Source organism: Saccharopolyspora sp. NPDC045839 (assembly GCF_056431645.1).
The window spans coordinates 236,634-261,186 of record NZ_JBWKKH010000005.1 but is presented as its reverse complement, the minus strand read 5'-3'; the positions used below and the strand labels follow the sequence as shown (position 1 = coordinate 261,186).

Genomic DNA, 24,553 nt, shown 5'->3' with positions numbered 1-24,553 from the left:
CCGAAACCGAAAGGCAGGTGCGAAAGTCATGCCGGAGCAGGCATTGCAGGGGATCCGCGTCCTCGACTTCACCCAGATGATGCTCGGCCCCTACGGCACCCAGCTGCTGGCCGACCTCGGCGCCGACGTCATCAAGGTCGAGCGCCTCGACGGCGAGTGGGAGCGCGGCCTGCACATGCAGGGCGAGCTCGTCGGCGGCGACTCGGCGGCGTTCCTGGCGATGAACCGCAACAAGCGGTCGGTGGCGGTGGACCTGCGCTCCGAAGCGGTGCGCGAGGCGCTGCTGGAGATCGGCAAGACCTGCGATGTGGTGGTGGAGAACTTCCGGCCCGGCGTGCTGGCCCGCCGCGGCCTCGGCTTCGAGGACTTCCGCCGCGTGAAGCCGGACATCATCTACTGCTCCGGCTCCGGCTGGGGCCAGGACACCCGCTACGCCAGGGAGAACCGGCCCGGCCAGGACCTGTTGATCCAGTCGATGTCCGGGCTCGCCGCCAACGGCGGCCGGGCGGGCGACCCGCCGGCCCCGGCCGGCACCGCGATCGTGGACGCGGCCACCGCGCTGAACCTGGCCAACGGCATTCTCGCCGCCCTGGTGGCCCGGCTGCGCCACGGCGTCGGCCAGCGCGTCGAGGTGGACCTGTACTCGACGGCGATCTCCTTGCAGTGCCAGGAGATCTCGTCGATGGTCAACCAGGGCGCGGAGTTCTCCCGGTCGACCGAAGGCGTCGGCCAGGCGTGGCTGGACGCGCCGTTCGGGATCTACCGAACCGCGGACGGCTGGCTGGCCGTTGCGATGGCGCCGCTGGACGTGGTCGGCCCGCTGTTCGGCGCGCCGCAGGTCGCGGAGCTGGACGCCTGGGCGGACCGCGACGAGGTCAAGCGGATCCTGGAAGCCCGCACCGCGCAGTACCCCACGAAGGACTGGCTGGACGCGCTGCTGCCGGCGGGCGTGTGGTGCGCGCGGGTGCGCAGCACGAAGGAGGCGGTGGACGAGCTGCGGGCGGACGGCTCGGACCTGATCGTGCGCGCCCGGCACGCTACGGCCGGGGACATCGAGCTGATCGGCTGCCCGATCCGGCTGTCGGAGACGCCGTGGCAGTTGCGCTACGCGCCGCCGGTGGTGGGGGAGCACACCAGCGACGTCCTCGGCGAGGTGCTCAGCGCCGAGCAGATCGAGCGGCTGCGCGCGGACGGAGCCGTGGCATGAAGGTGCACGAGAACCTGGTGGAAACGCGGCAGGACGGCGTCGCCGTGCTGCGCATCGACCGGGAAAGCGCGCTCGGCGCGCTGTCGCGCGGCATGGTCGAGGCGTTGGGGGAGTACCTCGTGCGCCTGCGCTCGGACGACGAGGTGCGGGTGCTGGTGCTCACCGGCACCGGGCGCGGGTTCATCGCCGGGGCGGACATCAACGAGTACTCCGGCGTCGGCCGCACCGCCTTCGACGACTACCAGAAGCTCTCGCGCGGTGTGTTCGACCAGCTCGCCGCGCTGCCGCAGCCGACGATCGCAGCGGTCAACGGCTACGCGCTCGGCGGCGGCTTCGAGGTGGCGCTGTGCTGCGACTTCATCGTCGCCTCCACCGCGGCCCGGTTCGGCCTGCCGGAGGTGTCGCTCGGCCTGCTGCCCGGTGGGGGCGGCACGGTGCGGCTGGCCCGGGCGGTCGGGGCGCGCGTCACGAAGGAACTCGTGCTCACCGGTCGCCGGATGAAGCCCGACGAGGCGCAACGCCTCGGGTTGCTCACGGCGCTGGTGGAGCCGGACGAGCTGGTCCCGCGCGCGGTCGAGCTCGCGACGACGCTCGCCGGGCAGGCGCCGCTGGCGGTGCGGGAGGGCAAGCGGCTGGTCGACGACGGGCTGGAGACCGGGCTGGCCGCCGCGCTGACCCGCGAACAGCAGGTGTTGTCCTGGCTCTACACCACCGATGATGCACGGGAAGGCGTAGCGGCGTTCCTGGAGAAGCGATCGGCGGTGTTCGGTGGCCACTGACCTCGAACTGCGAAACGACCACCTGGCGGTGCGGTTGACGCCAGACCGGGGCGCGGACATCGCCGCGCTGACCGATGCCCGCTCCGGCGCGCAGCTGCTCTACCGCACGCCGTGGGCGGATTCGGCCCAGCCCGGGCCGTGGGCACCGGAATCCCGCCAGTCCTGGCAGGCGCTGTACCAGGGCGGTTGGCAGCTGCTGTGCCCCAACGCAGGCGACGCGTCGGACGTCGCGGGCGGCACCTGGGGATTCCACGGCGAGGCGTGCCTGCTGCGCTGGCAGGTCGAGGAGTCCACTTCGGACTCCGCGGTGCTCTCGGTGCGGTTGAGCCAGGCGCCGCTGCGGATCCGCCGCCGCGTCGAGCTGGCCGCATCGGTCCTGCGGGTGGTGGACGAGTTCCGCAACGAAAGCCCCGACCCGGTTTCGGTGGCGATCGTGCACCACCCGGCCTTCGGATCGCCCCTGGTGACGCCGGGGACGCGGATCGCGTCGGGCGCGCGGAAGCTCACGGTCGATCCGACGTCCGGCATGGAGCCCGGCGCGACGCTCTCGTGGCCCGTCCCGGCGCTCTCGACGCTGCCACCCGGTGGCCCGGGACAAGCCGCGCTCGCCTACTTCGGGGATTTCACCGAGCACTGGGTGTCGATCACCAGCGCCGACGGCGACCTCGGCGTGGCCATGGCGTGGAACGGCGACGTGCTGCCGAACGCCTGGCTGTGGTTCGAGGGCCACGCGACACCCGGATTGCCCTGGTACCGAACGGAATACGTCTTCGCGGCCGAGCCCGCCTCGACGATCCCGGCGGGCGGCGTCGAGCACGCGAAGGCGAGCGGCGGGAACCTCGTCGAGATCGGCCCGCGCGCGTCGGTGTCCACCGAGGTGTGCCTGGCGGTGCACCACGACCCCCGCCCGGTCACCGGCATGGACCTGACCGGCCGGATCACGTTCGAAGGAGACGACCGATGACGTTCCACGGCAAGGCCGCGCTGGTTTCGGGCGCGGGCAGCGGAATCGGCGCGGCGACGGCGCGCCTGCTGGCCGAGCGCGGCGCGGCGGTCGGCGTGACCGACCTCGACGGCGGCGCGGCGGCCCGGGTGGCGGAGGAGATCACCGCCGCCGGCGGCACCGCGACGGCGGTGGCGTGCGACATCCGCGACGCGGGCTCGGTGGAGTCGGCGGTGCGCGCGGTGGCCGACGGGCTCGGCGGGATCGACGTGCTCGTGCAGAGCGCGGGAATCGTGAAGTACGGCCAGGTGGTGGACTCCCCGGAAGCCGACTGGGACGCGGTCGTGGAGACCAACGTCCGGGGCCTGTTCCTGTTGGCCAAGCACGTGATCCCGGTGATGCGCACGCGCGGTGGCGGAGCGATCGTGTCGGTCTCCTCGGCGCAGGCGTTCGCGAGCCAGCCGCTGGTGGCCGGCTACTCGGCGAGCAAGGCGGGGCTGGTGGCGCTGACGAAGACGCTGGCGATCGACCACGGCCCGGACGGCATCCGGGTCAATTGCGTGGCGCCGGGCTCGGTGCGCACGGCGATGCTGGAGGACAGCGCCCGCCAGTTCGCCGGCGGCGACACGGAGCGGGCGTTCGCGGAGTGGGGCGCCCAGCACCTGATCGGCCGGGTGATCGAGCCGGCGGAGGTGGCCGCGGCGATCGCCTTCCTGGCGTCCCCGGAGGCCAGCGCGATCACCGGCACGACCCTCCTCGTCGACGGCGGCCTCACGGCCCGCCTCGCCGTCTGAAGCGGCGCCGTCCTACTGCGGACGTGCGGGTCTCCGGCTCCGCAATTTCCATTGAGGTTTTTTCAACCTCGTTTTGGGTGGCGGTGCGGGTAGCGGAACCTCAGCGTTCGCCTGGACTGTGGGTGCCCCTCCTGATGTATGCCCAATACACGGCGGAGGGGCCGTCCTCGCCAGGCGAACGCTGAGAACCCGCGGCGGTGCCGGTGCCGTAGGTGGGCTATGCACCTGCGGCGCATGCGACACCCATCGACGTGCGGTTTTGCGACCCGCGGCTGCGGGCCGACCAGGATGAAAAACGCTCAATGGAAATTGCGGTCCTCCGGTGTGTCGGGCCACGACATGCCGGAGGTTGTGGACAACTTCCGCAATTTCAATGGAAATCGGACCTTCGATTTCCATTGAAATTGCGGAACCCCGCAGGTCACAGGTGGGTGAGCAGTGAGGCCACGAGGGCCGCTCGCTCGGGTAGGGAGGCCGCGACGATCTGCTCGTCCGGGGCGTGGGCGCCGCGACCGACCGGGCCGAGGCCGTCGAGGCTGGGAACGCCGAGGGAGCCCGTCAGGTTGGTGTCCGCCGCCCCCGAGGCCGGGCGGCCCGAGGCCTCCTGCCCGACCGCTCGTGCCGCGCGGGCCAGCGCCCCGGCGAGTTCGCCGGGCCCCGGGTCCGTCCACACCGGACGGCTGGTGAGGATGTCGGCGGCGACGGTGGTGCCGGGGCGGATCGGGCTCAGGTCGCGCAGGGCCGCCAGCACGGCCCGCTCGGTCGTGGTGTCGGTGAAGCGCATGCCGATCTCGCACCACGCCTCTCCCGGGACCACGTTGGTCCGGCCGCCGCCGGCGATCGTGCCGACGTTGCACAGCATGTCCGGGTGCGCCGCCGCGATCCGGCGCACGGCCAGCAACTGGTCGATCAGCTCCTCGATCGCCGACGCGCCGTCCTCCGGTGCCAGCGCCGCGTGCGCTTCCCGGCCGGTGACGCTGATGCGCGCGCGGGTGCTGCCCCAGCGGGCGGTCTTCACCGCGCCATCCGGGTGCGGCGGCTCGAAGCCGAGCGCCGCCACCGCGTTCGCGCAGTGCTCGGCGATCAGCTCGCGCGCCGATGGCGACCCGACCTCCTCGTCGGCCACCACGATCATCGTGATCGGCCGGTGGTCGGCCCGGGCGAGCATCTCCAGGGCGGTTTCGAAGACGACGAGCCCGCCCTTCATGTCGTAGACGCCCGGCCCGTGGATCCGGCCGTCGCGCTCCAGCCACGGCACCGCGCCATCGAGCGTGCCGGCGGGCCACACCGTGTCGTGGTGGCCCAGGCACAGGATCGGCCGTTCGCCCTGCCTGCCGCCGGTGCCGGGGAAGTGCGCGAGCAGGTTCGCGCCGGTGGCGTGCGCGCGTCGTTCGGTGCGGGCGCCGAGCTCGGCGTAGCGCTGCTCCAGCAGGTCGAGCAGGGCGTCGAGCGCGGGCGCCTGCCCGCTCGGCGTCTCCAGCCGGACGTAGCGGTGCAGCCGGTCGCGCATCCGCGCGGCGTCGGCGGGCCGGGCATCGATCAACGCATCAGTCACAGATACGGAACGTATAACCCGAACCCTGTCGAGACAACCCTGTTGACAAAACGGATTTAGCGGCTCATGTTGTCCGGGTTACGTTTCATATGTTCGGTTGCAGCGGGTGTTCATCCCGATGCGCCGGGCGAGGAGGAGTCGTGGGGCGCGGACCGGAATCGGCTGTCCTGGCCGGCGACTTCGTCGTGCAGAACCTGGACACCGCCGAGCTGCAGCGGCAGGCCGCCGCGCTGTACCGGCGCGTCTTCGGCTACCAGAATCCCGACGTCGGGCTGAGCCCGCCGCTGCTGACCGGGCTGCTGCGCAACGGCGGCTCCGCCGTCGGTGCCGTCGCCGCCGACGGCACCTTGCTCGGCTTCGCCTACGGGATGCGAGGCGGTGACGAAGAAGGCATGTACCACTACTCGCAGGCAGCGGTCGTCGCGCCGGAGAGCCAGGGCCTCGGGCTGGGCCGCAGGCTGAAGCTGGCGCAGGCGGCCGTCGCGCGCGACACCGGCATGCGCTTCATGCGCTGGTCCTACGACCCGCTGATCTCCCGCAACGCGCACTTCAACCTGGACGTCCTCGGTGCGCTCGGACGCTGGTACGTCGACGACTTCTATCTGCACGAGCGCTCGGACCGGGTGGTCGTCGAGTGGGATCTCGAACGGCCGCCCACCCCGGCCGCCACGACCGGCCCGAACCGGCCCACTACCCGCGCCGACTGGGGCCGCCGGCAGCAGCGGGGTGCGCACGGCTGGCTCGCGTTGCCGACCGATCCGACGCTGCTGGGCCCGGCCGAGGACGCCGAGGTGCGTGCCGCGGTTCGCGCGGGTTTCCACGAGTTCCTGGCGCGGGGGCTCGTCGCCCGGTCCTGCCGCCAGGTCTCGGCGGAGACCTCGGTTTACTGGTTCGCCCCACCGACCGACGATCGGAGCCGAACGTGACCGCCCGCAACGCCAACCGCGACCTCGCCAGCCCCCGCCAGCGCTTCGACGCGCGGGTGCAGCGCCGCTCGGCGGCCGTCCTGCAACAGCGCGTCATCGAGCAGGAGATCCGCTCGCTGGACGCGGCGATGGCGTCGATCGGCCACGACGGATCGGTGGAGCGGGCCGCCGCGCTGGTGGTCGGCGCCCGCCGCCGGTTCATCCTGGGCGCGGGCAAGTCCTTCGGCTACGCGTGCCTGCTGGCCGCCGACCTGGGTGCCTCGCTGTCGAACGTGACCACCATCGACGGCCGGATCGTGCAGGCCATCGACGTGCTGACCGAGGTGCGCTCCAGCGACGTGCTGGTCGTCTTCTCGCTGCGCCGCTACCGCCGCGAAAGCGTCGAGGTGGCCCGCCAGTTCGCCGCCGCCGGCGGCGAACTGGTGGTGGTCACCGACGCCGAGGACGCGCCGCTGTCCGCCGTCGCCGACGCGGTGATCGTCGTGCCCACCGAGAGCGCGTCCTATTCGGACTCGCCGACCGCCGTCGCCGCCGTCGCGCACGTGCTGGCCACCCTGACCACCGCGAGCGCCAAGGGCGCCCAGCGCCGCCTCGGCGAGCGGGACCGCTTCTCCCGCTCCCTGGACATCTACCTGGACGAGGCCGACAACCCCGAATCGGAGAACCCGTGAAGATCGACAGCGCGACGCTGCACCGCGTTCGGCTTCCGCTGAAGCACAGCTTCCAGACCAGCTCGCACCGCAAGGACCACCTGGAGCACGTCCTGGTGCGGCTCACCGACGAGACCGGCGCGGTGGGCTGGGGCGAGATCGCCTCGCCGTCCGACCCGTTCTACGCGCCCGACACCGTCGAGACCAGCTGGCTGATCGCCACCGAATACCTGCTGCCCGCCATCCTCGGCCGCGAGGTCGAGCACCCGGGCCGGCTCGGCGAGCTCTACGGCAAGGTGCGCGGGCACCGCTTCGCCGCCGCCGGCGTCGACGCCGCCGGATGGGCGCTGTGGAGCGGGTTGCGGGGCGTGCCGCTGGCGAAAGCGCTTGGCGGCGAACGGGAAACCGTGGTGGCCGGGGTGTCGCTGGGCATCGAGCGCACCATCGACGAGCTGCTCGAACAGGTGCAGCGGCAGGTCGACGCCGGTTATCCGCGGGTGAAGCTGAAGATCGCGCCGGGCTGGGACGTCGAGCCGGTGAAGCAGGTCCGCGCCGCGTTCCCGGCGCTGAACCTGCACGTCGATGCCAACGGCGCCTACCTCGACATCCCGGAACACCGGGCGCTGCTGCGAGAGCTGGACGACTTCGAGCTGGCCATGATCGAGCAGCCGTTCGCGCCGCGCGCGCTGCTGCCGTCCGCGCAGCTCCAGGAAAGCATCGAAACCCCCGTCTGCCTCGACGAATCCGTCGACACCCTGGACGATCTGCGCACCGCGATCGCACTGCGGGCCGGGCGCATCCTCAACATCAAGGCGTCCCGGATGGGCGGGCTGACCACTGCGGTCGCCGCGCACGACCTGGCCCGCGACGCGGGCTGGCCGGTGTGGTGCGGCGGGATGCACGAGTTCGGCATCGGCCGCATCGCCAACGTCGCGCTGTCCAGCCTGCCCGGTTTCACGCTGCCATCGGACGTTTCGGCGTCCGACAAGTACTACGCCCGCGACGTGGTGTTCCCGCCGCTGGTCGCGCAGCACGGGGCCGTCGCCGTGCCCACCACCCCGGGGCTCGGCGTCGAGGTCGACGAGGACTTCATCGCCCAGCACAGCCACCAGACCCACAGAAAGCAGTCCTCATGAGCAATGTGGACAGTGCCGACGCCTCGCCGGGCGCGGACGCCCCCGCCGGACGATCCCGAGCCCGGTCCCTGACCATCACCTGCAGCGCCATCGCCGGACTCGTGCTGTCCGCGGCCGTCGGACCGTTCGCCCAGGCACCGACGTTGTGGGGGCTGGTGCCGATCGTGCTCTACGCGGTGCTCGCGCTCGTCGGCATGGACATCATCGTGGCGACCGTCGTGGCGGTGATCTCCGCGCTGCTGATCATGCTGCCGACGCCCGCCGCGGTCGGCGAGCTGCTCGGCGAATCGCTCGGCGAGCAGGTCACCGTGATCGGCCTGGTGATCATGCTCGGCGCCGGGGTCGGCGAGATCCTGCGCACCACCGGCATCGCGGCGACCATCGTGCGCGGCGTGATGCGCGCGGTCGGCGACCGCGGCCGCACCGCCGCGACGCTCGGCGTGATGATCTCCTGCCTCATCCTCGTCGCCAGCCTCGGCACCCTCGCCGGTGCGCTGGCCATCGCCGCTCCGCTGCTGCTGCCGATCGTCGCCCGGCTCGGCTTCACCCGCTCCGCGACCGCCTCGATGATGTTCATCGGCGGCTGCGCGGGCCTCGCGCTCGCGCCGTTCGCCGGTTCCAACGTCGCCATCATGAGCGCGGCCGAGGTCGGCTACCTGCAGTACCTGCTGTACGGGGCGGGGCCGCTGGCGGTGCTGTCGCTGGTCGCCGGGTTGCTGATCGTGCCGTGGATGCAGCGGCGCACCGAGGGCACCGGCGACGAGTACGACGCGGCCGATCTCGGCGCCACCGACGAGAAGCCGATGCGCGGCAGCGGCCGTGCGACCGCGGCGTTCGGCATCGTCCTGGTCGCCAGCGTCGCGTACGCGATCGTCTCGGGCGCGGGCACCACGTTTCCGCTGCTCGCGCTGCCGGTGCTGGGCATCGTGGCCGGGCTGGCCGGCGGGCTCGGACCGGTGGAGATCGCTACCCAGATGTACCGGGGCGCGGCGCGGCTGGTGAACGTGTTCCTGCTGTTCTGGCTGCTGGCGGTGCTGTTCGCCGCGATCGACGAGCTGCAGCCGTTCCAGGTCGTCCTCGACACCTACGGCGCCGACCTGCAGGGCCTGCCGCCGTTCGTGTTCGCGCTGGTGATCGCCGCGCTCGGCTGGGTCGGCGTGCCCGGCGCCACCGCCGCGCAGGTGGTGTTGCTGGACAAGGTCTTCGGCGAGCTCGCGGCCGGCGTCGGGGTCACCACCGGCGCCTGGGTCGTGGTGCTGCTGTTCGCGTCCAAGGCGGACACCTACGGGCCGTTCCCCAACGCCAACATGTCAGCGCGATGAGCCTGGCGCGTTCCACCAACCTGAAGAACACGCTGCTGACCGGCTTCGCGCTGCTCGTGCCGTGCTGCCTGCTGTACGCCGCGATCCTGTTCTTCGAGACCTGATGAGCACCTCCTCAGCCAGCCCGGAGCCGTGCGGCCTGCTGGCGAGGGGGAGGAGTGAACGGCCTGTTCGCGCCGCCTATCGGAACAAACGGTCCGTTCGCCACATGCGCCGGATTGAGCGAACGGACCGTTCGCGCCGTCTAGCGAGGTGAACAGGCCGTTGACTCGAAACCCCGAAAGACTCACGGCTCGCGGAAGAACGAGAAGGAACAGGTGCCCAATTTGTTCGACATCGTGATCAACGGCGGCGACGTCGTCGACGGGACCGGCGCGCCGCGACGGCGCGGCAACGTGGGCGTCGTCGGCGGCCGGATCGCCGAGGTCAGCACCGAGAAGCTGGCCGGGGAGCGGGAGATCGACGCCACCGGGCAGGTCGTCGCGCCGGGCTTCATCGACCTGCACTCGCACGCCGACTACACCCTCGAAGGACATCCCGGCGCCGCCACGCAGATCCACCAGGGCGTCACGACGCTGATCACCGGCAACTGCGGGCACTCGCCCTTCCCGTTCACCGATCCGAACCTGATCCGCCGGGCGAGCATCATCGACGACCGCGCGCTGAGCTGGAACTGGCGCGACGCGGCCGGTTTCCGCGAGACCGTCGACGGCGCGGCCCTGAACGTCGGCCTCCAGGTCGGGCACAACGCGGTGCGCCTCGCGGTGCTCGGAGACGTCGACCGCGCACCCGACCAAGACGAGCTGGCGCGGATGTGCGCGCTGGTGAAAACCGCCGCGCAGCAAGGAGTCGTGGGCTTCTCCACCGGCCTGATCTACGCGCCGGGGGTGTTCGCCGACGCCGCCGAGGTGCGCGCGCTGGTCGCCGCGGCGGCATCGGCCGGCCTGCTGTACTCGACGCACATGCGCAACGAGGCGGCGACGTTGCTCGACGCGGTGCGCGAAGCGATCGAGGCCGCGGAGCTTTCCGGTGCGCGGCTGGAGATCTCGCACCTCAAGGCGATGGGGCCGGAGAACCACGGCAAGGTCGTCGAAGCCCTCGCGCTCATCGACGCGGCACGCGAGCGGGGAGTGGACGTCGCCGCCGACGTCTACCCGTACACCGCCTCCAGCACCTCGCTGGTGTCCCGGCTGTCGGCGTGGGCGGTCGACGGCGGCAAGGACGCGCTCCTGGCGCGGCTCGCCGACGCCGCCGTCCGCGAGCGCATCGCCGCCGAGCTGCGCGCGAGGTTCGGCCGCGACATCGATCCGGAAGGCGTGATCATCGCCGACCTGCCGATCGGCGCCGAAAGCCCGCACATGGGGTTGTCGATCGCGGAGATCGGCCGCCGAGCGGGCACCGATCCCGCCGAGGCGGCGCTGCGGGTGCTGGAGGAGCACGCGGCGAACGTGGCGATCGTGAACCACGCGATGAGCGAGGCGGATGTCGAAACGGTGCTCCGGCACCCGTGGGTGTCGGTGGCCAGCGACGGCTGGACCCTGTCCGAGCAGGGCGACGGCCGTCCGCACCCGCGCAGCTTCGGCACGTACGCGCGGGTGCTCGGGCGCTACGTGCGCGAGCGCGGGGTGCTGCCCATCGAGGAAGCGGTGCGGAAGATGACCGCCCTGCCCGCCTCCCGCGCCCGGCTGACCGACCGGGGCGTGCTGGCGGCGGGCAAGGCCGCCGACATCGCCGTGTTCGATCCTGGCGCGATCATCGACAATTCGACCTTCGAGCAGCCCTGGCGACTGGCGACGGGATGCTCGACGGTGCTGGTCAACGGCGTGCCGGCGCTGCTCGACGGCGGCGCGACCGGCCGTCGCGGCGGAGCGGTGCTGGCGCCGGCGTGATCAGGGCTTGCGGCCGACCCCGGCGAGGCCGGTGAAGCGCTCCGGGTGTTCGTCGACGTCCGCCTTGGCCGCCGGGCGCCACAGCGGCAGCGGCACCACGCCCGGCTCCAGCAGCTCGAAGCCCTCGAAGAACGCCTTGACGTCCGCCCTGGGGCGCATGGTCATCGGGGTCGCCGTGCGCTGGCGGTAGAGGTCGGCGTGGGACGACGCCACGTCGGGCCGGCCCTCCGGGGCGGCGTGCGAGATGACCAGGAAGCTGCCGGGCGCGAGCGCGTCCCGGTACCTGGCGACGATCTCGTACGGCCGGGCCTCGTCGCCGACGAAGTGCAGCACCGCGACCATCATCAGCGCCACCGGCCGGCTGAGGTCGAGCAGGTCGGCGACCTCGGGGGAGCCGAGCACCGCGTCCGGGTCGCGCAGGTCCGCGCGGATGATCGAGGCGTTCGGGTTGTCCCGCAGCAGGTTCTTGCTGTAGGCCACCGCGACCGGATCGGTGTCCACGTAGACCACGCGGGCGTCCGGCGCCGCCTGCTGGGCGACCTCGTGCACGTTGCCGACCGTCGGGATGCCCGATCCGAGGTCGAGGAACTGGCGGATGCCCTGGTCCGCGCAGTGCTGCACGGCCCGCCGCAGGAAGGCGCGGTTGGCCTGCATGATCAGCGGCAGCTCCGGCCACATCCGGATGGCCTCCTCGGCCATCTGGCGGTCGATCGCGAAGTTGTGGTTGCCGCCGAGGTAGTAGTCGTAGACCCGGGCCGCGTTGGGCTTCTCGAGATCGATGCTCTCCGGCTCGGTCGGCGTCTGCGGCATCCGGTCCTCCTCACGGCTGGGTGGCGCCACCCGCCACCCAGCCGTGATGCTAACCCCGCCCGTTATGTCCTGTCTCCAAGGGCGACCGCGGAGATCACGCCGCGGCTCCCGCGCGCCGGTCGAGCTTGACCACCACGCCGAGGGCCACCAGGGCGACCGCCGCGCCACCGGTCATGGTGATCGCCATCGCCGGGCCGTCGTTGCCGAGGACGCCGACCAGCGGCGCGATCAGCGCGCCGAGGCCGAACTGCCCGGCGCCAAGCAGCGCGGCGGCGGTCCCGGCGGCCTCGCCGTGCCGCGACAGCGCGAGCGCCGGGGCGTTCGGCAGCACGAAGCCCATCGCCCCCAGCACCAGCCACAGCGGCACGATGAACCCGTACAGCCCGCCGGTCCCGGTGGTGGTCAGCGCCGTCAGCACCAGGCCGGCGACGGTCGCGGCCACCAGCGCGCCGGTGACGATCTGCTTCGGCGTGTACCGGTTCAGCAGCACGACGTTGAACTGGGACGCCCCGATGAGCGCCACCGCGCCGACGCCGAAGACCAGCCCGAACGCCTGCTGGTTGAGGCCGAACTGCTCCTGCAGCACGAACGACGAGCCGGAGATGTAGGAGAACAGCGCCGACATCGCCAGCGCCGCCACGATCGCCAGCAGCACGAAGTCGCGGTCGGTGAGCAGCGTCCGGTAGGTGCGCAGCACCGGCCGGAACTCCGCGACCTGGCGGCGCTCCGGCGGGAGCGTCTCCTGCAGCGCGAAGATGGCGACGACCAGCAGGCCCGCGCCGATGAGCGCCAGCGCGCCGAACACGCCACGCCACGACCCGGTCAGCAGGATGGCGCCGCCCAGCGTCGGCGCGAGGATCGGCGCCACGCCCATCACCAGCATCAGGCGGGACATCGCGGTGGCCGCCGTGCGCCCGGTGAACAGGTCGCGCACCACGGCCAGCGCGACGACCATCGTGGCCGCCGCGCCGACGCCCTGGAGCGCGCGCAGGACGCCCAAGACCGCCACGTTCGGCGCGAAGAGGCAGGACACCGACGCCGCGATGTGCACGGCCGTGCCCGCGATCAGCGGGATCCGCCGGCCGACGATGTCGGAGAACGGCCCGATCAGCAGCTGGCCGAAGCCGAGCCCGAGCAGCGTGCCGGTGAGGGTGAGCTGCACGGTGGACGCGGAGGCCTGCAGGTCGTTGCCGATCGCCGGCAGCGCCGGCAGGTACATGTCGATGGTCAGGGGGCCGAGGGCGATGAGCGCCCCCAGCACGAGGATCACCCGGAATCGCTCGAATCCGGTCGGCTCTTCGGTCACCGGGCGCGCACGGTGTGCCTCCGGTGGGCTCTGCACCGCAACGTTGTCCATCATTGCCTTTCGAATTCACCGCGGAAGGATTTGGGGAATCTGACTCGGGCTTCAGCGATCCGGTCGATCTTTTTGTTCCCGGCTCCGCGTCGAATTCGCTGTGATGAGGGCTACATCGGTCGCCTCTGGTCCGGAACCTTTTGGCAGCGCCGGATTTCGACCGATTTATGTTAACGTCGCTAAATATCCATTGTGGACCGAAATGCCGTTCGGGAAAATGTCAAATGAATTTCCGGGGTGAAACGGTGCCGCAACGCCGGGCCGCGTCGGCGGCGATTTCGCGCGAAATCGACGTTCGTCCCGCGTGCGGTCCGTCGATTTCGCGCGAAATCGCCCTCGCTGCGCGATGGGGCACTAGGCGGCTCGGCTGCTGGCGATGAGGTCCCGCCGCTCGCGTTCGCCCAAGCCGCCCCAGACCCCGTAGGGCTCGCGGGTCTTCAGCGCATGGGCTCGGCATTGCCGCATGACCGGGCAATCCTCGCAGATGCGCTTCGCCCGCCGTTCGCGGTTCTCGCGGGCGCTGCCGCGCTCGTTCTCCGGGTGGAAGAACCTGCTGGCCTTGACGTCGCGGCAGGCGGCCTGGAGCTGCCAGTGCCAGGCTTCGCTGACCGGTTTGGGCAACCGAGCTGTTGCGGCCACTGCTACCACCTCCGGTGATCTCGCTTTCGCCGGCACTCAGTCGCCCTACCCGGGTCGGCGCCCCGGCACACGTGCCGCCGGGAAGATCGAGCCGGATTCACTTGATCGTTCGCGTACCCTGCCAACGGATCGGGTGTGCACAGTGGACGGTCCCGTCGAGCCGTCCGCCCTGCTACCGGTCGGGGGTACTCTCTAGTCCGGACCGGCGGCGATGGGAGCGGAGATGCACGGATACACCGGGGACAAGGACAACTACCTGAAGCGCTTGGCGCGCATCGAGGGGCAGGTCCGCGGCTTGGCCCGGATGATCGAGGAGGACAAGTACTGCATCGACATCCTGACGCAGATCTCCGCGGCCACCAAGGGCCTGCAGGCGGTGTCGCTGCGGCTGCTGGACGAGCACCTCAAGCACTGCGTCGCCGAGGCGCTGTCCGAGGGCGGGAAGAACGCCGACGAGAAGGTGCGCGAGGCGAGCGAGGCGATCGCGCGGCTGGTCAAGTCCTGACCCGAGCCACCGCCGCGCCGAAGTCGAGTGGTGGGTGAGGGGCACCCGGGACCGGGTCGCGGGTGCCCCTCGCTGCGGGTGGTCAGCCCTGGGGGAGCAGGCCGCGCATGGTGTCGATCTCGGCTTGCTGGGTGTCGATGATCTGCTGCGCCATCTGCTTCGCGGCCGGGAACCGGCCGCTGTCGAGCTCGGTCCGCGCCATGGTGACCGCGCCCTCGTGGTGCTTGATCATCAGCGTCAGGAACTGCCGGTCGAACTCCGCGCCGCGGGCCTGTTCGAGCTGCTGCATCTCGGTGTCCGACATCATGCCGCCCATGTCGCCGTGACCCATGTCGCCGTGACCCATGGCGCCGTGGTCCATGCCGGGCATGGACGCCGGGGCGCCCCAGTCGCGCAGCCAGCCGGTGAGCGTCTGGATCTCCGGGCCCTGCGCGGCCTCGATCTGCCGGGCGAGGTTCCTGACCTCCTCGGACTGCGCCCGCTCCGGCACCAACCGGGACATCTCGATCGCCTGCTCGTGGTGCGGGATCATGCCCTGCGCGAACGTGACGTCGGCCGCGTTGTTCGCCGCCTGCTGGTCGGCCCCGGGCTGGCCGGCGCTGGTCGGCGCCCCGTGGCCGGGCATGTTGCTCATGTCGTCACCGCCGCCGCAACCGGCCAGGACGGCCGCCGCCGCGACCGCGCCGATGGCAGCGGTGAGCACGCGCGTGCGCTTCATGGTGTTGTCCTCGTCTTTCGTGAGCTGAAAAGGGCATGCGGAAGCAGGTCACGTGGATCCGTGGCCGTTCAGCTGCCGATCAGCGCCGAAGCACGCACAACACCGCTAACCGCCGGGGCACCGGGGTGGGCGGCCGGAAGCGGGTGAACGCCGTGACCGCGAGGGGCTTCGGGTTCTCCGCCGAGGCGCTCGCGATGCGGCGCAGGAGGGGGAGCAGGAGCGCGATGAACCCGGCGGCGATCGCCAGGCACAGGTGCAGCAGGCCGTGGTCCGGCGCCGCGGGCGGTTCGCCGTGCTCGGTGGCCATCGCGGAATGCATGGCTACCGCGGCCGACTGGTGTGGCTGGTCGTGCTGCGCGGGCACGTGGTGCATCAGCACCACGCCGAGCGCGAGGACCACCAGGAGTCCCCACCGCACCAGCCTCGAACGCGCCTGCACGACACTAACCATACCCGGGCTGGGTTTCAGGACCTGACGAGCCGGGCGATCGCGTCGCTGGCCTCGCGGATCTTCTCGTCGGCCTGCCCGCCGCCGTCGGCCACCGCCTCGGCGACGCAGTGCTGGAGGTGTTCGTCCAGCAGTCCCAGGGCCACCGCCTGCAGGGCCTTGGTGGTCGCCGAGACCTGGGTCAGCACGTCGATGCAGTACTCGTCGTTGTCGATCATCCGGGCCAGGCCGCGCACCTGGCCCTCGATGCGGCGCAGTCGCTTGGCGTAGTCGTCCTTGTTCTGGGTGTAGCCGTGCATCGCGACCTCCTCGGGGTCTTCGGCGACACCTCCGTTATACCCCCAGGGGGTAGTGTCGGCAAGGTGGCCTCAGAGGAAGCCGTCCGTCCGGACCGGCTCCTTGGCGGACTCCGGGTCGCGGCGCTCGGTGCGCCGCAGCCACAGCACCCCGCCGAGCTGCACCAGCGTGGCGGCGCCGGTCATCACGGCGGCGATGACGGCGAACGCAGGCCACTCGTAGATGAAGCCGAGCACCACGGCGGCGACGAAGAAAAGCGCCGTGCGCACCAGCAGCACGCTGAGCCGACTCTTGTTGATCACTCCGGGGCACCTTCCTGCAGACATCCGCCACCGCGAGTGTAGGCGGCCCGATATGTCCGGCTGTGTCCCGCGTGGCCCTGAAGGGGGCCGAGCTGGGTGGAGGCGGCGATCTCACAGTGGGGCATTGGGGCCGCGGTCAGATCTTGACGGCGGGGTTCGCCCGGCGGTTGCGTCTCCCGCTACCGTGGTCGGGGTATTCGGTCAGGCCGGGGGTGGGCATTGGTTGCGTTTCCGCGGATTCCGCGGGAGATGTTCGTCTTCGCCACCACCGAACGCGCCGACCTGCACACCGCCGCCCTTTACGCCTTCGGTGAAGCCAACGAGCGGTTGGAAACCGCGCTGACCTTCGACGATGTGCACGCCAGGCTGCGGTCGGTCGGCTGGTTCGAGCCGGTTGCCGACGAAGAACTCGATGCGACGCTGTCCCGGCTGCGGCAGTGGGGTCTGGTCGACGTGGTGCAGAACCACGCCGCGCACTACACCACCGCCGAGGATTACGAGCGCAAGAACCTCCAGTACCTGCTTACCAAGCGCGGTGAGGCGGCTTTCGAAGGCGTGCAGCACGCGCTGTCCGTGCTGGCTTCGAGCGGGGCGTTGCAGACCGCCGTGCTGGATGCGATCGCCGAGCGGCTCGGGGAGTTGCACAGCCTCATGAGCGCGGAAGTCGCGTCGAACCGCCGGATCTACACCACGCTGGTGGAGCTCGAAGGCCATCTCGATGCGCTGCGCACCAACACCAAGCAGTTCAACAGCGAACTGCAGCGGCTGCTGCGCGCGGACCAGCCGGATCTGGCGACCTTCCAGGAGGTCAAGCGGGCCACCGTCGGGTATCTGCAGGAGTTCGTGACGAACCTGGATCAGCGGCGCCACACCATCCGGGAGGCGGTCGGCCTGGTCGAGGAGCTGGGCGTCGACGCGCTGCACCGGCGCGCGGTGGTGGGCGCCGAGCTGCCGAAGCTGAGCGCCTCGGATCCCGAAGCGGAATGGTTGCGGCACCGTGCCGCGAAGTGGGCCGGGCTGCGCGCCTGGTTCCGGCCCGTGGATGAGGCCGCGCCACGGGTGGACGAACTGCAGGACATCGCCCGGCGCGCGATCATCCAGCTGCTGCGCGCGCTGGACCGGATGAGCGATGTGCGCCGCCGGTCCACCAGCGCGGCGGCGGACTTCCGCGCCCTGGCGAGGTGGTTCGCCGCCAGCGGCAGCGAAGACGAAGCGCACCGGTTGTTCAACGCCGCGTTCGGGATGTGGCCGGCCCGGCACGCACATCTCGCGCACGACGACGGCGAGCTGATCTCCAGCGGCGAAAGCTGGGCGCAGGTGCCCCCGGTGCCGGTCTCACCGTTGCTGCGCAGCAGCGGCCGCACCGAGCGGATCGCTCGCACCGGCAAGGTCCGCGACGTCGAAGAGGTGCGTCGTCTCCGGCGTGAACAGGCCCGGCGGGAGCGCGCCGAACTGGAGGCCGCCTGGGAGCAACTGGCCACCCCGGGCCCGATGCGGCTGTCCGGGGTCGGTGAGCTGGACCACGACGGCTTCCACCGGCTGCTGGAGCTGATCGGCCGCGCCCTGGCCGCCCGTGCGGACGGCACCGGCGTGCGGCGGGCGATGACCTCCGACGGGCGGGTGGAGATCCTGCTGCGCACCCCGCACGACGCGGCCACCGCCACCGTGCACACGCCGTGCGGGGTGTTCACCGGGCCGGACTTCATCATCGACATTCGCACCACCGGCTCGCGGCCGCGGGCCCAGGAGGCGCGGTGAGCAACCTCAACAACCAGCTCGTCAAGCAGGAAACCGAGGAGGTCGCCCGAGGCATCCGCCTGCTGCTGGCCAAGCCGCTGCTCACCGCGGCCGCCGACGAGGACGGCTTCGACCTGGTGCGGCGGCGGCGCGACCCGATCGCGAAGTGGTTCGACTACTACTGCGGCTGGCGGGCGCACGTCGAGCCCCGGCTCGGCTACGCGCGGCTCGGCAAGGTCACCGACCGGCCTGACCCGAGCCGCCCGGCCCGCAGGGTGCGCTCTTCGCGGGCGCCGTTCGACCGCCGCCGCTACACGCTGCTGTGCGTCGCCGCCGCGGAACTGCTGGCCGCCCCGGTGACCACGATCGGGCTGCTCGCGGACCGGATGGTGCAGGCCACCGCCGCGGAGCCGGAGCTGCCGACGTTCGACCCCACCCGCCGCGAGGAACGATCGGCGTACGTGGACTCGTTGAAGTGGCTGGAGCGCTGCGGCGCGATCCGCCCGGTGGACGGCAGCACCGAGAGCTACCTGGACCACGCCGACGCCAAGGTGCTGTACCAGGTCGACACGACGCTGCTGGTGCGGTTGCTGGCCGCGCCGATCCCACCGTCCAGATTGGACGAACCGGAGATCCCCGCGCTGCTGGCCGAAAGTCGCTACGGCGACGCGGCGGACCCGGACGCGGCCGTGTCGGAGAACCAGCGCAACCTGTGGCTGCGGCATTCGATCATGCGGCGTCTGATCGACGACCCGGTGGTGTACCGCGCGGACCTGACCCCGGCACAACTCGGCTACCTCGCCTCGCCGACCGGCCGGCGGATCATCGCCCGCGGCGTCCACCAGGCGGGCTGCGTGCTGGAGGAACGCTCCGACGGCTACCTGGTGATCGACCCGGATGCGATCGCGACCGACACGAAGTTCCCGGACGACAGTTCGCACCCCAAGATCGCGGCGCTACTGGTGCTGGACAAGCTCAACGAGGCCGGGGACTGGCTGCCGGCCGGCGAACTGGAGCTCGCCGCCGCCGAACTGCTCGACCGTTTCCGCTCCTGGGGCAAGGCATACCGCTCCGACGGTGGAGCCCAGCGGCTCGCCCACGACGCGGTGGCGATCCTCCGCGCCTTCGGCCTGGCCGAGCGGCGCGCCGACGGCGCGATTCGCGCGCTCCCGGCAGCGGCCCGCTACGCCGTCGAGCGCATCCAGACCGACGAAGCAGGACACCGATGACCGTCACCGAACTCAACGCCGAGCGAAACCACCCGCAGCGCTGGCGGCCGACCCGCGCCGGGATCGTCAACATCTGGCGCTACTACGGGGAAACGTTCGAGTTCCACCAGGGGCGGCTGCTGCTGCGCGGCCCCAACGGCACCGGCAAGTCCAAGGCGCTCGAACTGCTGCTGCCGTACCTCTTCGACGCCAGCCTGCGGCCGCACCGGCTGTCCACCTTCGGCAGCGGCGACCGGACGATGCACTGGAACCTGATGGGGGAGGGCAACACCGGCAGCACCAGGGTCGGCTACGTGTGGCTGGAGTTCGGTCGCGTCATCGACGGCGAACCGGCCTGGTTCGGCTGCGGTGCCCGGCTGCAGGCCACCGCCAACACCAAGAACGTGACGTCCACGTACTTCACCACCACGCGGCGCATCGGCTTGCCGGGCGGCGTGCGACTGGTCAACGAAGCCGGCAGGCCGCTGATCAAGAACGATCTCGTCACCGAGATCGGCGACGACGGCGAGGTGTACGGCTCGTCGGCCGACTACCGGCGCGCGGTCCGGCAGACGCTCTTCCCAGGGGTGAGCGAACAGCGCTACGACGCGCTGATCACCGCGCTGCTGCAGTTGCGCACGCCGAAGCTGTCGGAGCGGCTGGACCCCAGTGTGCTGTCCACGCTGCTCTCCAAGGCCCTGCCGCCGTTGGACCACACCGACATCGCCGAAATCGCCGAAGGATTCGAACGCCTCGATCGGCAGCGCGAAGAACTCAAGGCCCTCGATGACGAGGTCGCCGAGGCCGAGAAGCTCGCCGCCCGGCAGAAGACCTATGCCCAGCGCGTCCTGCGGTCCACCGCGGCCGGACTGATCGCCGCCACATCGAAGATGACCGAGGGCACCCGCGCGGCCCGGGAAAGCCGCGAAGAACACGCCGCGGCGCAGGCCGAACTCGCCGAGGTGGCCGAGCGGGACGAGGCCCTGGCAGCGGCGAAAGGCAGCACGGACGCTCGCATCGAAGGCATCGTCGACTCGCACGCCTACCGCGAGGGCAGCCGACTGCCCCAACTGCGGCAATCCGTCGACGCAGCGGAGCGCCGCGCCGCCGAGGCGGCCGGACACGCGGCGAAGCTGCGCGAACAGGCCGAGCGGGACGCCGGACGCGCTGCGGAGCACGCGCGTCTTGCGGAGCAAGCGGAGCACGAGACGGGCCGGAGGTCCGGCGACGCCCGGCAAGCCGCGGAGCGAGCCGGCATGCAGGCGGTGTTCGAGGAGATCGCGCGAAGCGCGGACACCGCGAGCGGCCGAAGGCTGCTGCGAGCCGCCGTGGACAGCAAGTCGGAGCAACTGGCGCAGGTGCGGCGCGCAGCGGGTGCGCACCGCGCAGCGGAGCAGCGGCGCAGCGACGCGGAGCGGCGAGTGGAGGCGAACCGGGAGCGGCTCGCCGCGGCGGAGAGCGCCGCGGCCGCGGCGCTGGAGGCGCGGGAGCGGCGGCTCGGGGAACTCGCGGCGGAGCTGGTGCGATGGGCGCAGGGGTGCCGGCAGCTGGTGGTGCGCGACCCCGAAGGGCTCGCCGAACTGGTCACCGATCGCGCCGCCGTGCTCGGTGTCGTCCGCGACGCCGAAACCGTTGTGCGCGAACGTTTTGCCAGCGCGGAGACCGAATTGCATGCCACCCGGGACGGATTGCTGGCCGAGGTCGCCGGGCATGAGGCCGAGCGCGGCGAGCTGGCGCGCAGCGTTGATCGCCCACCGGCGGCTCCGCACACCCGGGACATGGACCGGGCGAACGCCGACGGCGCCCCGTTGTGGCGGCTGCTGGAGTTCCGGCCGGACGTGCCGGACGAGGTGCGCACGGCCGTGGAAGCCGGGTTGGAGGCCGCCGGGCTGCTGGATGCGTGGATGCTGCCCAAAGGCACGCTCAGCGCCCCCGACCGGGACACCTTCGCCGAGACGCTGTTCGCCGTGCCCGCGCCCGGCCGGTCCCTGGCCGACCTGCTCGACGTGGATGAGAACTCCCCGGTGGGCGCGGATCGGGTGCAGCGGTTGCTGGCCGGGATCGCCTTCGGCGACACCGCACCGAACCATCCTGCGGCCGTCGGTGGCGACGGCACCTGGCGGCTGGCCAGCGCGCACGGCCGGTGGCACAAGCCGGAGGCGGAGTTCATCGGCGCTGCCGCGCGGGAACGCGCCCGGCGTCGGCGCATCGCCGAGCTGGACGAGCTGATCGAGGTCCTGCGGGGCAGCGTCGGCGACGTCGACGAGCGACTGCGGAACGTCGTGCAACAACGCGAAGCACTCGCAGCGGAGCTCGCGCAGCGGCCCGGCTTCGACGGAGTCGATGCCGCCGAGGACGAGCTCGGCAAGGCAGAACTGCTCAGCGCGGCCCGTGCCGATGCTGTTGCGGCCGCCGAGCAGGACCGGCGGTCGAGGGAGGCCGAGGCCGCGGCGGCGTGGCGCGAGCTGACCAGCGAAGCCGCCACGCATGGCCTGCCGGCCGGTGAGGACAAGCTCGACGCCGTCGACGCCGCGGTGCGCCACCTGCGTGACGCCGCCGACCAGTGGCTGGACATCCGCGCGGAATTCCGCACCGCGACCGAACGGGCCCGGGATGCGAAGAATCGGGCCGACGAGTCCGCCGGCAACACCGTGGCCGCGCAGGAAACCGCCGACGAGCGCGCCCAGGAAGCTCAGAACGCCGCGATCAAGCTGCACACCGTCGAGGAATCGGTTGGGACCGCGTTCCGGAAGCTGGACGAAGACCTCGCCGCCCTTCGGGCGCAGAGCAAGGAAATCGTCGACGAGCAGCAGCGGTTGCGCGAGGCCGAGCGGCGATTGACCGGGCTGATCGGCACGCTGGCCGAACGGCAGCGCGAAGACGAGTCGAGAATGGCGGATGCGACCGAGGCTCGGGACGGCGCGGAGGAGCGGTTCCGCGAACAGGTCGCGGGAAACCTGCCGGAAGACGCCCGCGTCGAGCTCGATCCCGGGCCGCTCAACGGCAAGCGATCCGCGCTGGATGCGGCGCGCAGACTCGCCGAGCAGCTCTCCGGAGTGCTCCACGAGCCGAAGAACGTGCGCGACGCCGAAGGACGGCTTGCCCAGGCCGTGCACGATGCCCAGCCGCTGTTGGCCGGCCGCGCCGACCTGGACCTGGAGCAAGGCGAGGAGATCAGCCTGTTCACCGCGACGGTGGACGGCGTGCGGCACGGCGCGGTGGCGCTGCTGAAGCTGCTGCGGGCCGACCGGGAGCGCACCGCTGAGCAGATCACCGCCGACGAGCGGAAGCTGTTCGACCAGACGTTGACCGGGGACACCCGGCGGCACATCGCCGAACGCATCCGGGCCGCCAACGAGCTCGTCGACACGATGAACCACCGGCTGGAACGCGTTCGCACCGCGTCCAACGTTCGGGTCCGCCTCGTCTGGCAGGTCGACCCGCAGTTGCCGGCCGGCACCCGGGAGGCGCGCGAGCTGCTGCTGCGCAACCCGGCGACGCTGGCGGAGCCGGAACGCGATGCGCTGCACCGGTTCTTCCGCGAGCGGGTGGACGAGGCCCGTTCCACCGACACGGCGACCGGCTGGGAGCAGCAGCTGCACCAGGTGCTGGATTACACCGCGTGGCACCAATTCGTGGTGAAGGTGGACCGTGGCCGGGGCGAGGGCTGGCAACCGGTCACCAAGCGCCTGCACGGCGCTCTCTCCGGCGGGGAGAAGGCGATCGTGTTGCACCTCCCGCTGTTCGCGGCGGCTGCCGCGCACTACCAGTCCACGCCGCTCGCGCCGCGGCTGATCCTGCTGGACGAGGTGTTCGTCGGGGTTGACAGCACCAACCGCGGACAACTCCTGGAATTGCTGGTCGGCTTCGACCTGGACCTGGTGCTGACCTCCGACCACGAGTGGTGCGACTACCGGGAGCTGACCGGCATCGCCATCCATCAGCTCGTCTCCGGCACCGACGACGATGCGGTGACGACCGTCCGATTCACCTGGGACGGCCGCGAGTTGCGTGCTGACGAGGAGCCGCTCGATGCCTGATGCGCGGGCCCGCTACGACATCCCGGAACTCGCGCCGCTGTGGCGTGTGCTGTGGGAGAGGTTCTCCTCGGGACGCGCGGTCAGCAGCGTCCGGTTGCGCGGGCTGGAACCGGAGCAGAGCGCGGCGCTCGCTGACCTGCTCGGCCTGGACCGGCTGCCGGGAGTGGATGCGTCGGTGTCGGTGCGAGCGTTGGACGAGGCGCTCGGACCGGCCACCGGGCTGACGGCCAGGGAGGTCGCCGAACTCATCGTCGGCCGGTTGGAGAACCGTGCGGAAACGCGCCTCGCGGCGACCAACGCCCGGGCCGGGCTCTGGGCGTGGCTCGATGAGCACCCCGTGGTCCGTGCCGAGCCCGCGCTGGCCGGGTGGGCGGCGTCGATCAGGCGCGGTGGCCTGATCGACGGGTCGACGGCCCGGACCAGGAAGGTGATCGCGCAAGCCTTGTCCGTGCTGGCGGCATTGCCCTCGGACGGGCGACCGCTGTCCACATTGGCCGGTGATGTCTGCGATGACACGCACGCGCTCGACGACGGAACCCGGGTGTCCGCATTGGTCCTCAAGGCGTTGGCGGCCATCCACGACGAGGCGCCGCCGCAAAACGCCGAGGAGCGACGAGCGTGCTGGGAGCGCGCGGGAGTGGAATGCGACGCGCTTTCCACCGTGGTGCTCACCGCTGGTTTCCGGCCCAGCGGGACCGATCCGCTCTCGGTCACGCTGCGAACGTGGACCGACGCGGGGCACGCAGCGGTCGTGACGCTGGCCCAGCTCCGCGACTTCGGCCCGCCGAGAGGCACGACAGTGGTGCACGCGGTGGAGAACCCGGCGATAGTCGCGATGGCAACCGCCCGCTTCCGGTCGCAGTGCCCACCGCTGGTCACGACATCGGGCTGGCCGAACAGCGCCGCCATCCACTTGCTGCGAGGGCTTACCGAATCAGGCGCGCAGGTGCGCTATCACGGCGACTTCGACGGCGAAGGAGTGCGCATCGCCGCGCACGTCGTCGCCCGCACCGGTGCGAAACTGTGGGCCATGTCCGCGGCGGACTACCTCGCGGCAGTCCGCCCTGGCCGCCCGGATCCCGGCGATATCACCGACGCCCCTTGGGATCCGGAGCTGTCGGAAGCCATGTGCGAGCACCGCGCAACGGTGTCGGAAGAACATGTCGCGGAACAGCTCCTGACCGATCTGGCCGTGTTCCGCGGCCCGCACTGCTGACGTTCGCCGCTGCGAGTGCGGGCGGCCGTCGCGATTGCGAAGTCTCCGCGCGGGGCGGGAACCGCCGGGGAACCG

The 24,553-nt window shown here is 71.5% G+C and carries 22 protein-coding genes; 14 read left to right on the top strand and 8 right to left on the bottom strand.

The features are described 5' to 3' along the window. The first annotated feature begins 28 nt into the window (after positions 1–28). From AC07EQ_RS10075 to AC07EQ_RS10060, 4 genes are read left to right on the top strand one after another with little or no spacing between them, the layout of a single operon-like run. The gene (locus AC07EQ_RS10075; RefSeq protein ID WP_478387657.1) at positions 29–1,207 is read left to right on the top strand and encodes a CaiB/BaiF CoA transferase family protein; all 1,179 of its coding nucleotides are present in this window, start codon (positions 29–31) and stop codon (positions 1,205–1,207) included. After that, positions 1,204–1,986, top strand: a complete 783-nt coding sequence (locus AC07EQ_RS10070; protein ID WP_478387656.1) for an enoyl-CoA hydratase/isomerase family protein — start codon at positions 1,204–1,206, stop codon at positions 1,984–1,986. Before AC07EQ_RS10075 ends, AC07EQ_RS10070 begins: the two co-directional genes overlap by 4 nt. Continuing rightward, positions 1,976–2,950: a DUF4432 family protein gene (locus AC07EQ_RS10065; protein WP_478387655.1), complete on the top strand. Its 975-nt coding sequence runs from the start codon at positions 1,976–1,978 to the stop codon at positions 2,948–2,950. The genes AC07EQ_RS10070 and AC07EQ_RS10065 overlap by 11 nt, the downstream gene beginning before the upstream one ends. Next, on the top strand, positions 2,947–3,723 hold the full coding sequence (locus AC07EQ_RS10060) for an SDR family NAD(P)-dependent oxidoreductase (protein WP_478387654.1): 777 nt from the start codon (positions 2,947–2,949) through the stop codon (positions 3,721–3,723). Before AC07EQ_RS10065 ends, AC07EQ_RS10060 begins: the two co-directional genes overlap by 4 nt. A gap of 421 nt (positions 3,724–4,144) precedes the next feature. On the opposite strand, the gene AC07EQ_RS10055 is transcribed toward AC07EQ_RS10060, so the two are convergent. Beyond that, positions 4,145–5,278, bottom strand: coding sequence for a M20/M25/M40 family metallo-hydrolase (locus AC07EQ_RS10055; protein WP_478387653.1), 1,134 nt, complete (start codon positions 5,276–5,278; stop codon positions 4,145–4,147). Positions 5,279–5,418: 140 nt separating this feature from the next. Between AC07EQ_RS10055 and AC07EQ_RS10050 the strand changes: the two genes are divergently transcribed. The 5 genes from AC07EQ_RS10050 (at position 5,419) to AC07EQ_RS10030 (ending at position 11,201) form a co-directional block, all read left to right on the top strand. Further along, on the top strand, positions 5,419–6,204 hold the full coding sequence (locus AC07EQ_RS10050) for a hypothetical protein (protein ID WP_478387652.1): 786 nt from the start codon (positions 5,419–5,421) through the stop codon (positions 6,202–6,204). Continuing rightward, entirely contained in the window at positions 6,201–6,875 is a 675-nt protein-coding gene (locus tag AC07EQ_RS10045; RefSeq protein ID WP_478387651.1) for a MurR/RpiR family transcriptional regulator, read from the top strand. The genes AC07EQ_RS10050 and AC07EQ_RS10045 overlap by 4 nt, the downstream gene beginning before the upstream one ends. Continuing rightward, positions 6,872–7,990, top strand: coding sequence for an o-succinylbenzoate synthase (gene menC / locus AC07EQ_RS10040; RefSeq protein ID WP_478387650.1), 1,119 nt, complete (start codon positions 6,872–6,874; stop codon positions 7,988–7,990). Before AC07EQ_RS10045 ends, menC begins: the two co-directional genes overlap by 4 nt. Beyond that, on the top strand, positions 7,987–9,312 hold the full coding sequence (locus AC07EQ_RS10035) for a Na+/H+ antiporter NhaC family protein (protein WP_478387649.1): 1,326 nt from the start codon (positions 7,987–7,989) through the stop codon (positions 9,310–9,312). Before menC ends, AC07EQ_RS10035 begins: the two co-directional genes overlap by 4 nt. Before the next feature lie 317 nt (positions 9,313–9,629). Continuing rightward, positions 9,630–11,201 (top strand): N-acyl-D-amino-acid deacylase family protein, encoded by a 1,572-nt coding sequence (locus tag AC07EQ_RS10030; protein ID WP_478387648.1) that lies wholly within the window; start codon positions 9,630–9,632, stop codon positions 11,199–11,201. Here the strand turns inward: AC07EQ_RS10030 and AC07EQ_RS10025 are convergent, their stop codons facing one another. The 3 genes from AC07EQ_RS10025 to AC07EQ_RS10015 all read right to left on the bottom strand — a co-directional run bounded on the left by AC07EQ_RS10025 (position 11,202) and on the right by AC07EQ_RS10015 (position 14,007). Next, positions 11,202–12,011: an SAM-dependent methyltransferase gene (locus tag AC07EQ_RS10025; RefSeq protein WP_478387647.1), complete on the bottom strand. Its 810-nt coding sequence runs from the start codon at positions 12,009–12,011 to the stop codon at positions 11,202–11,204. It abuts the gene before it with no gap. Positions 12,012–12,105: 94 nt separating this feature from the next. Next, a complete protein-coding gene (locus AC07EQ_RS10020; RefSeq protein ID WP_478387646.1) occupies positions 12,106–13,317 on the bottom strand; it encodes a multidrug effflux MFS transporter in 1,212 nt (403 codons plus the stop codon). 405 nt (positions 13,318–13,722) lie between these two features. Continuing rightward, on the bottom strand, positions 13,723–14,007 hold the full coding sequence (locus AC07EQ_RS10015; RefSeq protein WP_478387645.1) for a WhiB family transcriptional regulator: 285 nt from the start codon (positions 14,005–14,007) through the stop codon (positions 13,723–13,725). Between the two features lie 223 nt (positions 14,008–14,230). Here AC07EQ_RS10015 and AC07EQ_RS10010 point away from each other — a divergent pair, with 223 nt between their 5' ends. Next, a complete protein-coding gene (locus tag AC07EQ_RS10010) occupies positions 14,231–14,512 on the top strand; it encodes a metal-sensitive transcriptional regulator (RefSeq protein ID WP_093259932.1) in 282 nt (93 codons plus the stop codon). A gap of 82 nt (positions 14,513–14,594) precedes the next feature. On the opposite strand, the gene AC07EQ_RS10005 is transcribed toward AC07EQ_RS10010, so the two are convergent. The 4 genes from AC07EQ_RS10005 to AC07EQ_RS09990 form a co-directional block, all read right to left on the bottom strand. Further along, a complete protein-coding gene (locus tag AC07EQ_RS10005) occupies positions 14,595–15,230 on the bottom strand; it encodes a DUF305 domain-containing protein (RefSeq protein ID WP_478387644.1) in 636 nt (211 codons plus the stop codon). A gap of 79 nt (positions 15,231–15,309) precedes the next feature. Next, a complete protein-coding gene (locus tag AC07EQ_RS10000) occupies positions 15,310–15,669 on the bottom strand; it encodes a DUF6153 family protein (RefSeq protein WP_478387643.1) in 360 nt (119 codons plus the stop codon). Positions 15,670–15,695: 26 nt separating this feature from the next. After that, positions 15,696–15,977 carry a metal-sensitive transcriptional regulator gene (locus tag AC07EQ_RS09995; RefSeq protein ID WP_093259926.1) on the bottom strand — a complete coding sequence of 94 codons (282 nt, stop codon included), beginning with the start codon at positions 15,975–15,977 and terminating at the stop codon, positions 15,696–15,698. Positions 15,978–16,046: 69 nt separating this feature from the next. Beyond that, positions 16,047–16,277 (bottom strand): hypothetical protein, encoded by a 231-nt coding sequence (locus AC07EQ_RS09990; protein WP_132480882.1) that lies wholly within the window; start codon positions 16,275–16,277, stop codon positions 16,047–16,049. Between the two features lie 249 nt (positions 16,278–16,526). On the opposite strand from AC07EQ_RS09990, the gene AC07EQ_RS09985 reads away from it, so the two are divergent. Genes AC07EQ_RS09985 through AC07EQ_RS09970 form a run of 4 tightly spaced genes read left to right on the top strand, consistent with a single transcriptional unit; the run spans position 16,527 to position 24,478 of the window. Next, positions 16,527–18,035: a TIGR02677 family protein gene (locus AC07EQ_RS09985; RefSeq protein ID WP_478387642.1), complete on the top strand. Its 1,509-nt coding sequence runs from the start codon at positions 16,527–16,529 to the stop codon at positions 18,033–18,035. Continuing rightward, entirely contained in the window at positions 18,032–19,243 is a 1,212-nt protein-coding gene (locus AC07EQ_RS09980) for a TIGR02678 family protein (RefSeq protein ID WP_478387641.1), read from the top strand. Before AC07EQ_RS09985 ends, AC07EQ_RS09980 begins: the two co-directional genes overlap by 4 nt. Beyond that, positions 19,240–23,262, top strand: a complete 4,023-nt coding sequence (locus AC07EQ_RS09975) for a TIGR02680 family protein (protein ID WP_478387640.1) — start codon at positions 19,240–19,242, stop codon at positions 23,260–23,262. The genes AC07EQ_RS09980 and AC07EQ_RS09975 overlap by 4 nt, the downstream gene beginning before the upstream one ends. Then, complete coding sequence (locus AC07EQ_RS09970; RefSeq protein WP_478387639.1) at positions 23,255–24,478, top strand: TIGR02679 family protein; 1,224 nt, start codon at positions 23,255–23,257, stop codon at positions 24,476–24,478. The genes AC07EQ_RS09975 and AC07EQ_RS09970 overlap by 8 nt, the downstream gene beginning before the upstream one ends. Positions 24,479–24,553 lie beyond the last annotated feature (75 nt).

Coding starts and splice junctions, on each gene's coding strand:
- AC07EQ_RS09970 (WP_478387639.1), top strand. CDS start 23,255: ATGCCTGATGCGCGGGCCCGCTACGACATCCCGGAACTCGCGCCGCTG.
- AC07EQ_RS10025 (WP_478387647.1), bottom strand. CDS start 12,011: ATGCCGCAGACGCCGACCGAGCCGGAGAGCATCGATCTCGAGAAGCCC.
- AC07EQ_RS10005 (WP_478387644.1), bottom strand. CDS start 15,230: ATGAAGCGCACGCGCGTGCTCACCGCTGCCATCGGCGCGGTCGCGGCG.
- AC07EQ_RS10070 (WP_478387656.1), top strand. CDS start 1,204: ATGAAGGTGCACGAGAACCTGGTGGAAACGCGGCAGGACGGCGTCGCC.
- AC07EQ_RS10010 (WP_093259932.1), top strand. CDS start 14,231: ATGCACGGATACACCGGGGACAAGGACAACTACCTGAAGCGCTTGGCG.
- AC07EQ_RS10060 (WP_478387654.1), top strand. CDS start 2,947: ATGACGTTCCACGGCAAGGCCGCGCTGGTTTCGGGCGCGGGCAGCGGA.
- AC07EQ_RS10075 (WP_478387657.1), top strand. CDS start 29: ATGCCGGAGCAGGCATTGCAGGGGATCCGCGTCCTCGACTTCACCCAG.
- AC07EQ_RS09995 (WP_093259926.1), bottom strand. CDS start 15,977: ATGCACGGCTACACCCAGAACAAGGACGACTACGCCAAGCGACTGCGC.
- AC07EQ_RS10035 (WP_478387649.1), top strand. CDS start 7,987: ATGAGCAATGTGGACAGTGCCGACGCCTCGCCGGGCGCGGACGCCCCC.
- AC07EQ_RS09975 (WP_478387640.1), top strand. CDS start 19,240: ATGACCGTCACCGAACTCAACGCCGAGCGAAACCACCCGCAGCGCTGG.
- AC07EQ_RS09985 (WP_478387642.1), top strand. CDS start 16,527: ATGTTCGTCTTCGCCACCACCGAACGCGCCGACCTGCACACCGCCGCC.